Genomic DNA, 12129 nt, shown 5'->3' on the forward strand with positions numbered 1-12129 from the left:
GCTCAGGACTCCTGGTGCGCGAGCTGCTCCAGCAGGCCGATCGCCGCGTCGGCGATGACCGTGCCCGGCCCGAAGATGGCGGCGGCACCGGCGGCGCGCAGCTCGTCGTAGTCCTGCGGCGGGATGACACCACCCACGACGACCATGATGTCCGACCGCCCGAGCTCGGCCAGCTCGTGGCGCAGCGCCGGCACGAGCGACAGGTGCCCGGCGGCCAGCGAGGACACGCCGATCACGTGCACGTCGGCCTCCGACGCCTGCCGCGCCACCTCGCCGGGCGTGGAGAACAGCGGGCCGACGTCGACGTCGAAGCCCAGGTCGGCGAAGCCGGTGGCGATCACCTTCTGGCCGCGGTCGTGGCCGTCCTGCCCCATCTTCGCGATCAGGATACGCGGCCGGCGCCCCTCGTCCTCGGCGAACTTCTCGACCAGCGAGCGCGCCTTCTCGACGTTGTCCGACTTCCCCACCTCTTCCCGGTACACGCCGGAGATCGTGCGGATCTGTCCGGAGTGGCGGCCCCAGATCTTCTCCAGCGCGTCGGAGATCTCGCCGACGGTGGCCTTCGCGAGCGCCGCGTCGATGGCCAGCGCGAGCAGGTTGCCGCCGTTGCCCGCCCCCTCGGTCAGCCGCCGCAACGCGTCCTCGGTGGCCTGCGAGTCCCGCTCGGCGCGCAACCGCCGCAGCTTCTCCAGCTGCTGCGTGCGCACGCCGGCGTTGTCGACCTTGAGCACGTCGATCTGCTCGTCGTCGGTGACCTGGTACTTGTTCACGCCGATCACGGGCTGGCGGCCGGAGTCGATGCGCGCCTGCGTGCGCGCGGCAGCCTCCTCGATGCGCAGCTTCGGGATGCCCTCGTCGATCGCGCGCGCCATGCCGCCCGCGCTCTCGACCTCCGTGATGTGGCCCCACGCCTTGCGCGCGAGGTCGTAGGTCAGCTTCTCGACGAACGCGCTGCCGCCCCACGGGTCGATCACGCGCGTGGTGCCCGACTCCTGCTGCAGCAGCAGCTGCGTGTTGCGGGCGATGCGCGCGGAGAAGTCGGTGGGCAGCGCGAGCGCCTCGTCGAGCGCGTTGGTGTGCAGCGACTGCGTGTGGCCTTGGGTCGCGGCCATCGCCTCGACGCAGGTGCGCGCGACGTTGTTGTACACGTCCTGCGCGGTCAGCGACCAGCCCGACGTCTGCGAGTGCGTGCGCAGCGAAAGCGACTTCTCGCTCCGGGGATCGAACTGCTTCACCAGCTTCGCCCACAGCAGCCGCGCCGCCCGCAGCTTCGCGACCTCCATGAAGAAGTTCATGCCGATCGCCCAGAAGAACGACAGCCGCGGTGCGAACTTGTCCACGTCCAGCCCCGCGTCGACGCCGGCGCGGATGTACTCGACGCCGTCGGCCAGCGTGTACGCCAGCTCCAGGTCGGCGGTCGCCCCCGCCTCCTGCATGTGGTAGCCGGAGATCGAGATCGAGTTGTACTTCGGCATGTTCTGCGAGGTGAACGCGAAGATGTCGGAGATGATCCGCATCGAGGGCTGCGGCGGGTAGATGTAGGTGTTGCGGACCATGAACTCCTTGAGGATGTCGTTCTGGATCGTCCCCGCGAGCTGCTCCGGCTTCACCCCCTGTTCCTCCGCCGCGACCACGTAGAGCGCGAGCACCGGCAGCACGGCGCCGTTCATCGTCATCGACACGCTCATCTTGTCGAGCGGGATGCCGTCGAAGAGCTGGCGCATGTCGTAGATCGAGTCGATCGCCACGCCCGCCATGCCGACGTCACCCGACACCCGCGGGTGGTCGGAGTCGTAGCCGCGGTGGGTGGCCAGGTCGAACGCGACCGACAGGCCCTTCTGCCCGGCCGCGAGGTTGCGGCGGTAGAAGGCGTTGGACTCCTGCGCGGTGGAGAACCCGGCGTACTGGCGGATCGTCCACGGCTGGTTCACGTACATCGTGGGGTAGGGCCCGCGCAGGAACGGCGCGATGCCAGGGTACGTGCCCAGGAAGTCCACATCGGACAGATCGTCGGCCGTGTACACCGGCTTCACGCCGATGCCCTCGGGCGTCTCCCAGGCCAGCGCGTCGGGGCCCTTGCCGGTGGCCTCCTGCACGGCCTGCGCCCACGCGGCGCGATCTCCCGGCTCGGGGGTGCCGAGCGGCACATCGGCGAAGTTCGGGATGCTCATGCGGACACTCCCAGCTTGACGTGGATGCCGGTCAGGACTTCGAGCGCGTCGCAGCCGGCGAAGACGTTGCCGCTCACTCCGGGGTAACTCGCCTTGCCGGCGAGCAGCACCGTCTCGGCGCCGAGCGACGCGGCGACGTCGGCCGCCTGCTCCTCGTACGCGGCGTCGGTGCCGCAGAGGCACGCGACGCGCGCACCGCTTTCCCGGAACGCGGCGGGCAGATCGTCGGTCGCGCCCGGGTTCACGGCCTCGAGGCCACCGGCCTGGAACAGGTTCGCGGCGAAGCCGGCGCGCGTGGTGTGCGCGGCAACGGGACCGAGCGTGGCCAGGAAGACCTTCGGCCGTTCGCCGTGCTCGGCCAGGTACTTGTCCGACGCGTCGCGCAGCTTTTCGAACGCTTCGGCGTAGCGGTGGCGCGGCAGGCCACCGTCCGAAGTGGACGGCAAAGCGGCGCGGCTCACGGGTTTCTCCGCCAGGTTCGGAAACTCGCTCACGCCCGTGATCGGGTCACGGCGCGTGGCCAGGCGCTTCGCGCGCTTGTCCCACGTCGCGGCCAGCCGCGCGGCCAGCGCGCCCGACGCCAGCTCGGCCTCGACGCCGCCCGCGCCCTCGATCGCGGTGAACTCGGCCCACGCGGCTTTCGCCAGCTCGTCGGTGAGCTGCTCGACGTACCAGGAGCCGCCGGCCGGGTCGATCACGCTGCCCAGCTTCGACTCCTCCAGCAGCACCGCGTTGGTGTTGCGGGCGATGCGCGCGGAAAACGCGTCGGGCAGGCCGATCGCGGAGTCGAACGGGAGCACGGTCACGGCGTCCGCACCGCCGACGCCCGCGGCGAAGCACGCGACGGTGGTGCGCAGCATGTTCACCCACGGGTCGCGCTGGGTCAGCATCGCGGGCGAGGTCACGGCGTGCTGGTGCATACCACGCGCTCCGGCGGGCGCGCCCGAAACTTCGAGCACGCGGTCCCACAGCCGGCGGGCGGCGCGGAACTTGGCGATGGTGAGGAACTGGTCGGCCGTGGCGGCCAGACGGAACTCCAGCTGCGCGGCCGCGGCGGAGACGTCCAGACCGGCTTCGGTCAGCGCCCGCAGGTACGCGACGCCGACGGCGATCGTCGCGCCCAGCTCCTGCGCGTCGGATCCACCGGCCTCGTGGAACGGCAGGCCGTCGGCCACGAGTGTGCGCACCTTCGGGTACTTCGCGACGACGCGCGCGGCCAGCTCGGCGGCCGGGGCGACGGGCAGCGCTTCGCCGGTGCGCGCGCCGACGCCGATCGGGTCCGCACCGAGCACTGCGACGGCCTCACTGGGCGGAATTTCACGCTCGGCCAACACGTCCAGCAGCGCTTCGGCAGCGGCGGCGTACTCGGCGCCGGCGTCGAGGACCACCGGCGCGAGGTCGAGGTAGACCTCGTTGAGCGCGTCGGCCAATGCGTCGAGCGCGAGCGCTTCCCCGCCGACGCGCAGCCATACGGAGGTGGCGCCGCCTTCGAGGTCGGCGAGGATCGCGGTGTTGGTGGCCTTGGCGTCGGCTCGCAGGTGGCGCACGCGCACGTCCCACCCGGTGCCGATCACGCCTTCGGGCCGCGCGCCGCGGACGAACGGCGGCAGCCCCGGGTAGCCGGGCTCGCCGACGGCGTCTTCGCGCGTGTACAGCGGCTGGATGTCGATGCCGTCGTACGTGTGGGTGACGAGTTTGCTCTCCGGCGCCCCCGCGAAGTCCTCCGGCAGGCGGCCGCTCTTGCGCAGCACTCCCGCCACGAGTTCCTGCCACCGGGCCCGGTCGGCGGCCGGAAACTCGGCCGCCAGCGCGAGCTCGGGTTCGGAGATCGGCACCGACTCCGGCCCAGCCACGTTCGTCATACCCAGTGATGGTAGAGGCACGCCAGTGCCGGCACCTGTGACTCTAGTCGCCCCACCAGAGTGTTCAGGGGTATCCGCGGAACACGGGTGGGCAGGTCTTGCACACTGGGTCGAACAGTGTCGGTGCCTTACGACACAATCAGGGGGTGTCCTCCTCGAAGGAAGAGCCGACCCCAGCAGAGTCGGGTGCGGCCGAGCCGCGGTCCCGTGTGGTCGCCGGGCGCTACCGGCTGCGATCCGTGCTCGGCTCGGGGTCGATGGGCACGGTGTGGTCGGCCTACGACGAGTTCCTGCACCGGCCGGTGGCCGTCAAGGAGATGAAGCTGCCGCCGGGCGTCCCGGCGTCGCAGGCGGACGAGTTGCGTGAGCGGACGCTGCGCGAGGCGCGCGCGATCGCGGTGCTGTCCCACCCGAACGTGATCATCCTCCACGACGTCGCGCGCGACAACAACGAACCGTTCGTGGTCATGGAGCTGCTGCCCTCGCGCAGCCTCGCGCACATCCTGCGCGACCACGGGCCGTTGAGCGTGGAGCAGGCCGCCGCCGTCGGCATCGCCGTCGCCGCCGCGCTCGAAGCGGCGCACGACGCGGGCATCACGCACCGCGACGTCAAGCCGGGCAACGTGCTCGTGGCCGGCGACGGGCGGATCAAGCTCACCGACTTCGGCATCGCGCGCAACGTCTCCGAAGCCACGATGACGCGCACCGGGATCATGCTCGGCTCGCCCGCCTACATCGCGCCGGAAGTCGCGTCGGGCGGCGCGGTCACGCCGGCGGCCGACCTGTGGGGGCTGGGCGCGACGCTGTTCGCCGCCGTGGAGGGCGCGCCGCCGTACGACGCGGACGGCGATCCACTGGAGACAGTCGGCAAGGTCGTGAACGGCTCGGTGCCCAAGCCGAAGCCGGGCCCGCTGGCCGACGTGATCGCCGCGTTGATGAAAAAGGAGCCGGAGAAGCGGATCTCGCTGCGCGAGGTGCGCCACCGGCTGTACCCGTTGCAGGGCAAGACGGCGCTGGACCTGTTCGGACCGGAGCTGTTCCGCACGCCCGACGGCAAGAAGACCTCGGCGCAGCTCGACGCGACCGACACGCAGGTGCTGGAGACGGTGGCGCCGACCGACAAGAAGTCGGAGGCCAGTGGCGCGCTCGCGGCGGACCCGGGTCCGTTGCCGTTCCTGCGGCAGGGCGTGGCTCCGGCTCCTGCTGTCGCTGTTCCGGTTGCTTCCGCTTCGCGGCGACGCAGCCCGCGGGCGTCGGCGTTGCTGGCCGTCGCGGCGGTGGTGCTGTTCCTCATCGCCGGCGTCGGCGGGTTCGCGCTGGCGCGGCTGATCAGCGGGCAGTCGCTGATCCCGCCCACCGGCAGCGCGGCCTCCGCCGGTGCACCGGGCACGACGGCGCCGCCACAGGACCTGAAGCTGGTGGAGCAGCGCGGTAACGCGAGCGAAACGGCCAACGCCACGCGCGAAACCGAGTACGTCGTCTCGGTGCCGGAAGGCTGGCAGCGCTTCATCGCCGCGCGGTCCTCGACCATCGTCGGCGCGTCCACGGTCGTGCAGTACGTGTCGCCGGACGGGCACCAGTCGCTGCGCATCGAACGCTTCCCGAACTTCCTCAAGAAACACGACGTCTCGAACTACGAACTGAGCCTGCGGGCCGGCAGCGACCCGGGCGGGTTCGCCTTCGCCAAGGTCCCCGCGCAGACCGACGCCGGGACCGAGATGATCTACCGCACCGTGGAACACGGTGATTCCGGGCGGCGCGGCGCCGACTCCTCGATCACCCGCACGACCTTCGCCTTGCTGAAGACCTCGGGCGAGTCGCTGTGGGCCGTCTCGCTCACCGTGCCGCCGGAGATCGAGCCCGACGGCGCCGCGACGTGGGACCGGATCAAGCAGACGCTGTCGTTCCCGGGCGACCAGTAGCGCCTCAGCCCAGCCCGCCCGGGTAGCGCCGGCCCGACTCGGCCGCCTGCGCGAAGCGGCGCAGGCCCGCGAACAGCCGGTCGCCCAGTACCGTGCCGACCACGGCCGCCTCCACGATCCGGTCCAGCGACGGATGCGCGGCGAGCGTGTCGAGGTCGACCTCGGCGATGCGGTCGGCGAGTGTGGCGTAGTCCTCGATGCGGTCGAGCAGAGCGGGGTGACCGAGTGCGCGGATCGTGCACAGGGTGGTGATCAGCCCGGGCGCCGCGGGGTGCTCGGGACCGAACTTCCAGCCGTGGGCCGCGGCCAGCTTGTGCAGCAGGTCCAGCGCCCACGCGCGGGCCTCCTCGTCGACGTCGCTCGCGCCGCCGACGAGGGCGCGCTGGGTGACGCCGAGGACCTCGTTGGTGGGCTCGCGGGCGTCGATCGCCGCCAGCACGCCGCCGACGGTGGCCACCGACAGACCGCCGACGTCGAGCAACGCGCGGATGAGCTTGAGCCGCTGCACGTGGTCGTCGCCGTAACGCGCCTGGTTGGGGCTGGTGCGCTCGCCCGGGTGGAGCAGGCCTTCGCGCAGGTAGTACTTGATCGTCGCGACCGGCATGCCGGACTCGGCGCTCAGTTCGGCCATCCGCACGGCCGCATCAACTCCTTGGTGTTCCACGTTCCGGGACCCCGGCTTTTCAGGACCGGGTCAGTTCAGGGACATCCCTGAGGACTTCTCAGCTTGGATAGTCTAGCTTCCCATAATGGATACTGTGACTATCCATCCTGGGAGGGCATCATGACCTTGCTTCCGAGCCGGACGAACACCTGGCACCGGCCGTCGACACTCTTCGCGGCGGGACTCGTCGTCACCGCGCTGGCCTGCGTCGTCGCGATGGTGGTGGACCAGCGCACGGTGCTCGGCGCGCCCGTGTGGGCGAAGCTGCTGAAGTTCGCCATTTCGGGTGCGCTGTACTTCTTCACGTGGGGCTGGCTGGTATCGCTGCTGCCCCGCTTCCGCCGGACCGCCCACGTCGCCACCAACGTGGTGATCGTGCTGTTCGCCGCCGAGTACGTGGTGATGGTCTTCCAGGCGGTGCGCGGCCGGCCCAGCCACTTCAACAACGCGACACCCCTGGACAACAGGCTGTTCCAGCTCATGGGCGGCATGGTCGCCACCATCTGGGTCGCGACGCTCGTGCTCACCGTGCTCCTGATGTTCACGCGCCTCGAAGACCGCGCAACCCACTGGGCTGTGCGCACCGGCGCGGTGATCTCGCTCATCGGCATCGGCCTCGGCGCCCTCATGACTGGCCCGACGGCCGCCCAGCAGCAGGCCTTGAACACGACCGGTGTGTCGGCCCTCGTGGGCGCCCACAGCGTCGGCGTCCCCGACGGCGGTCCCGGCCTGCCCATCGTCGGCTGGAGCACCACCGGCGGCGACCTGCGCATCCCGCACTTCACGGGCATGCACGCGCTGCAGCTGCTGCCGTTGGTGGCCCTGGGGCTGGGCCTGCTCGCGACGCGGGTGCCGCGTCTTCGCGACAGCGCGGTCCGCGTCCGCCTGGTGTGGGTCGCGACGTTCGGCTACGCGGGCCTCGTCGCCCTCGTGACCTGGCAGGCGCTGCGCGGTGAGTCGCTGATCCACCCCACCGCCCCGACCCTCGCGGCCGCCGGGATCCTGCTCGCGGCGGTGACACTGGGCGGATTCGCCTCGGTGTACCGCCCGACCCGGGAGCTCGTGCGATGACCGCGCGTACGGACGCCCGGGCCGCCGGGGATCACGCGATCGGGTGGTCTCGGATCGCAACGCCCGCGGCTCTCGGCTGCTGGACCGGACAGCGGCGTGGCCCCACCACGCGAAGCGGCGCGCGAACTCGCGCAAGGGCCGGGACCGCGTCCGTAGCCGGCAGGCCTTCCCGCGCGCCGATCCGGTCAGGAACTCGTGCGATGCCCGCGCTCACGGTCGCCCTCGGCGGCCGGGGCGCGCGACCGCTCACCATCCCGCCGCGGCGCGAGGCCAGTGCCGCCACCCACCCACCCCACCGGGAGCCCGCGCGATGACCCAGCAGCTGTTCACCTGGACCTTCCCGCTCGCAGCGCCGTTCTGGGCGCTGATGATCTTCGCTCCCGCCTGGCGGTGGACGCGGCGAATCATGGCGTCGCCGTGGGTGCCGTTGCTGCCCTTGATGTGCTACTTCGCCATCGCTATCCCGCACTTCGGAGACCTGTGGCAGGCGGTGAGCCGGCCGGATCTGTCCCTGCTGCAAGCGTTTGCGGGGTCGTCGGCGGGGGCGGCGTTGCTGTGGGCGCAGCTGATCGCGTTCGACCTGTTCCTCGGGCGGTGGATGTTCTTCGAGGCGCGCGAGCGGGGCATCCCGTGGTGGCAGGTCAGCCCGGTGCTGGTGCTGACGATCTTCCTGTCCCCGTTCGGGCTGGTGGTGTTCCTGGCGCTGCGCAGTGCCCGGATACGCTCGGCGCCATGACCAACCACGAGGAAGCGGCCGCGGCCGCCATCGCCGAGCGGACCGGCGTCGACAAGCACGACATCGCCGTGGTGCTGGGCTCGGGCTGGCGCCCGGCCGCGGACGTGATCGGGACGGCCGAGGCGGAGATCCCGTTCGGCGAGCTGCCCGGTTTCACCACTCCCGGCGCCGTGGGGCACGGCGGGACCGTCCGGTCGCTGAAGATCGGCGACAAGCGCGCACTGGTGCTGCTGGGCCGCACGCACTTCTACGAGGGCAAGGGCATCGACCCGGTGGTGCACAACGTGCGCACCGCCGCGGCGGCCGGCGCGCGCACCGTGCTGCTCACCAACGCGGCCGGCGGCCTGCGCGAGGGCTTCAGCGTCGGGCAGCCGGTGCTGATCTCCGACCACCTCAACCTCACGGCCCGCTCGCCGATCGTCGGCGCCAAGTTCGTGGACCTCACCGACCTCTACTCCGCCCGCCTGCGCGGCCTCGCGAAGGAGATCGACGCTTCGCTGGAGGAAGGCGTCTACGCGGGCCTCACGGGTCCCCACTTCGAGACGCCCGCCGAGATCCGCATGCTGCGCACGATGGGCGCGGACCTCGTCGGCATGTCGACGGTGCTGGAGGCCATCGCGGCCCGCGCCGCCGGGGTCGAGGTGTTCGGGCTGTCGCTCGTCACCAACCTCGCCGCCGGCATGACGGGCGAGCCACTCAACCACGAAGAGGTCCTCGAAGCCGGTCGCCAGGCGGCCACGCGCATGGGTTCGCTGCTCAAGGAGCTCATCGCCCGCGCGTGACGAGTGACGGGCACCTCGACCGGGTGCCCGTCACCGATCGTCAGACGTAGTCGGGCAGCTGCGCGGCAACCTCGTCCGGTGACGGCATCGCCGCCACCTCCGCCGCCAGCGCCCGCACGGCATCGGCCACGGCCGAGTCGGTCAGCAGCCGCTGGGCCTTCTCGCGCACGGCTTCGGTCGTCACCGCGTCGCCCACCAGCTGGTCACCCACCCCCGCCGCGGTCACGGCCTCGGCGTTGCTGAACTGGTCCGCCCCCTGCGGCAGCACGAGCTGCGGTACCCCCGCGGTGAACGCGCCCAGCGTCGTGCCGCTGCCGCCGTGGTGCACCACCAGATCCACGTGCGGCATGAGCTCCGACTGCGGCACCCACGCCTCCAGCCGGACGTTCGCGGGCACCTCACCGAGCGACGACACCTCGACCGACGGCCCGGTGGCCACGAGCACGTCGGCCTCCAGCGCCGCCAGCGCGGTGATCGCCGAGGTGAGGATGTGCGCCTGGCTCATCGGCGTGGTGCCCAGCGTCAGGTAGACCAGCGGACGGCCGCGGTCACGGCCCGCGACCCCCACCGGCAGGTCCCCCGGCTCGCTCCAGCCGACCGGCCGCAGCGGCAGCCGCCGCGCGCCCGCCAGGAACTCCGGCGACTGCACCGACGGCGGGCAGATGTCCACGAACGGGTTACCCCAGGACAACCGCTCCTCCCCGGCGATGCCGAGTTCGACGGCGTGTTCTTCGACCGACTCGCGGATCCCGTCCGCGATCCCGCCCGTCGCGACCCGACCGAAGCCGTGGCCCATCGCGGGAATCCCGGCCCTCATCGCCGCGAACGCGCCGCCGGGATTGCCGATTTCGTAGACCACCAGGTCGGGCCGCTGCTTCGCGAACACCGCGTCGAGATCCGCGATGAAGCGATCGGGCAGCACCCGGCTGAACACCCGGGCGATGGTCGCCTCGAGCGCGGCGGGCGGCACGTCGTTGCGCTTGCGCAAGTCGCCGTCGTACTGCGCCATGAAGGCGTCCTGGATGGTGAGTCCGACGTCGACGGGCTCCAGCCCGGCCTTCTCCACCGTCGGGTGGAAGTCGGCCGCCGTCGCGAACACGACGTCGTGCCCGGCCTTCCGGGCGGCGACGGCGAGCGGGAGCAGCGGGTAGAGGTGGCCGTAGGACGCGAGGGAGGTGAAGATCAGTCGCACTTTCCCGAGGGTAACGACTTTCCCCGCCACCGCGAGGCAGTTTCCGGCAGAACCTCGACGGTTCTCCGTTGCGCGGCGACAGGTCGTTGGGGCGAAAAGAAGAATTCGGTCACGCCGGTGTCGTGCAGCCGCGCCACCGGCGTGGCCAGGGCTTCCTCGCCACCCACCACCGCCACGTCGCCCGCCCCGGTCACGTGATCCTCGCGCCGGCGTCAACCGGCGAAGGCGAAGCAGTTTCCGGCGGGCGCGCAGCAGGCGGGCGAGGCGCACGAAGCCACCGGCATCGAAGACCCTTTTGCTGCTCGTCGACGCGATCTCGCCGGCTGGAGAGGACGACGCGGGCCGCGCCGACGCCCCGCTCGCGCCCTCGTCGTGGCCGGAGTGCGCCGGGCGAAACCCGTCGGCTGACCGGTGCAGAACACGACGAGGTCGCCGACCGAATGGCGGGACCGCTCGAGTTCGGCACGGCCGGCGTGCGCGGCCGCGAGGGCGAAGGCGGCGCAGATCCCGACGGAACCTCGACAGTTCTTCGCTGCTGGTCTACACGCCGTGCAGAGCCAGCAAGGCGTTCCACCGCGCGGCGGCCAGGTCTGGGCGTTCCAGTGCTCCGGCCGCGTCGGCGAGGGCGACCGTCGCCGAGAGGTGCGGAAGGCTGCGGGCGGCGTGCATGCCGTTGAGCATGGAGAAAGACCGCTGGTGGCCGTTGAGCCACGACAGGAAGGCGATGCCGGTCTTGTAGTGGTAGGTGGGCTTGGAGAACAGGTGCCGGGACAGCGGAACCGTCGGCTCCATCAGTGTCCGGTACCGCGCGGGTGACGGGGAGCCGAGAGCGTCGAGGGCGGCCGCGGCGACCGGTGCGAAGGCGGAGAACGCGCCGAGCAGGGCGTCGGAATGCCGGGTGCCGTCGCCTTCGATCAGTTCCGCGTAGTTGAAGTCGTCGCCGGTGAACATGCGGACGCCGTCGGGGAGCCGGGCGCGCAGCCGGCGCTCGCGGTCGGCGTCGAGGAGGCTCAGCTTGATGCCGGTGACCTTGTCGCGGTGCTCGGTGATGATCCGGACGACCGTGTCGGCGGCCGCGTCCAGGTCCGGAGAACCGAAGTAGCCGTCGAGGTTCGGGTCGAACGCCGGCCCGAGCCAGTGCAGGACGACGGGTGCCGCGGCTCGCTTCAGCACCTCCCCGAGCACGTGCTCGTAGTCGGCGGCCGACGTCGCAGCCCGGGCCAGGTGCCGGCTCGCCATCAGGACCGCGTCGGCGCCGTGGTCCTCGGCGTGGTGGAGCTGGAGCAGATAGGCGTCGATGATCTCGGGGAGCGGCACCGATTCGTCCTCGACATGATCGGTGCCCACCCCGACCAGCAGCTTGCCGCCGACGGACTTGGCCTCGGCCGCGCTCCGGGCGATGAGTTCGCGGGTGGCGGCCGGGTCCAGCCCCATGTTCCGTTGCGCGGTGTCCATGGCGTCGGCCACGCCCAGCCCGCAGGCCCAGAGGTGGTGGCGGAACGCGAGGGTGGTGTCCCAGTCGATTTCCGCGGGGGCGCCCGGCGTGTTGTCGCCGGAGACGACGGGGACGACGTGCGGGGCGGCGAAGGCGATCCGGGATCGGATTCGGCGGTCCGGCGCCGCGGGGAGTGGTTCTCGCAGGTCCAGTTGCGACACTCCGCCGTCGGCGGCGAGCAGGGTGACGGTGTTCACCGGTCAGCTCCGGGTTTCTCGAAGGGTGGTGCCGCGC

At 71.5% G+C, this 12129-nt stretch carries 9 protein-coding genes; 4 read left to right on the top strand and 5 right to left on the bottom strand.

The features are described 5' to 3' along the window. Positions 1-2: 2 nt before the first annotated feature. Entirely contained in the window at positions 3-2171 is a 2169-nt protein-coding gene (scpA, locus tag AB0K15_RS22165; protein ID WP_364053362.1) for a methylmalonyl-CoA mutase, read from the bottom strand. After that, positions 2168-4033 (bottom strand): methylmalonyl-CoA mutase subunit beta, encoded by a 1866-nt coding sequence (locus AB0K15_RS22170; RefSeq protein ID WP_364053365.1) that lies wholly within the window; start codon positions 4031-4033, stop codon positions 2168-2170. Before AB0K15_RS22170 ends, scpA begins: the two co-directional genes overlap by 4 nt. A 209-nt stretch (positions 4034-4242) precedes the next feature. Between AB0K15_RS22170 and AB0K15_RS22175 the strand changes: the two genes are divergently transcribed. Next, a complete protein-coding gene (locus AB0K15_RS22175) occupies positions 4243-5955 on the top strand; it encodes a serine/threonine-protein kinase (RefSeq protein ID WP_364053856.1) in 1713 nt (570 codons plus the stop codon). 4 nt (positions 5956-5959) lie between these two features. Here the strand turns inward: AB0K15_RS22175 and AB0K15_RS22180 are convergent, their stop codons facing one another. After that, positions 5960-6586 (bottom strand): MerR family transcriptional regulator, encoded by a 627-nt coding sequence (locus AB0K15_RS22180; RefSeq protein WP_364053859.1) that lies wholly within the window; start codon positions 6584-6586, stop codon positions 5960-5962. Positions 6587-6739: 153 nt separating this feature from the next. On the opposite strand from AB0K15_RS22180, the gene AB0K15_RS22185 reads away from it, so the two are divergent. The 3 genes from AB0K15_RS22185 (at position 6740) to AB0K15_RS22195 (ending at position 9208) form a co-directional block, all read left to right on the top strand. Then, on the top strand, positions 6740-7690 hold the full coding sequence (locus AB0K15_RS22185; protein ID WP_364053368.1) for a hypothetical protein: 951 nt from the start codon (positions 6740-6742) through the stop codon (positions 7688-7690). A gap of 310 nt (positions 7691-8000) precedes the next feature. Continuing rightward, positions 8001-8426, top strand: a complete 426-nt coding sequence (locus AB0K15_RS22190) for an ABA4-like family protein (RefSeq protein WP_364053371.1) — start codon at positions 8001-8003, stop codon at positions 8424-8426. Then, positions 8423-9208, top strand: a complete 786-nt coding sequence (locus tag AB0K15_RS22195) for a purine-nucleoside phosphorylase (protein ID WP_364053374.1) — start codon at positions 8423-8425, stop codon at positions 9206-9208. Before AB0K15_RS22190 ends, AB0K15_RS22195 begins: the two co-directional genes overlap by 4 nt. A 40-nt stretch (positions 9209-9248) precedes the next feature. Here AB0K15_RS22195 and AB0K15_RS22200 read toward each other — a convergent pair whose 3' ends face one another. Together AB0K15_RS22200 and AB0K15_RS22205 are read right to left on the bottom strand one after the other, a co-directional pair. Continuing rightward, positions 9249-10400 carry a glycosyltransferase gene (locus AB0K15_RS22200; RefSeq protein ID WP_364053377.1) on the bottom strand — a complete coding sequence of 384 codons (1152 nt, stop codon included), beginning with the start codon at positions 10398-10400 and terminating at the stop codon, positions 9249-9251. 540 nt (positions 10401-10940) lie between these two features. Further along, positions 10941-12092 carry a DUF993 family protein gene (locus AB0K15_RS22205; protein WP_364053380.1) on the bottom strand — a complete coding sequence of 384 codons (1152 nt, stop codon included), beginning with the start codon at positions 12090-12092 and terminating at the stop codon, positions 10941-10943. Positions 12093-12129 lie beyond the last annotated feature (37 nt).

The organism is Amycolatopsis sp. NPDC049253 (genome assembly GCF_040678995.1).
Lineage (GTDB): Bacteria > Actinomycetota > Actinomycetes > Mycobacteriales > Pseudonocardiaceae > Amycolatopsis.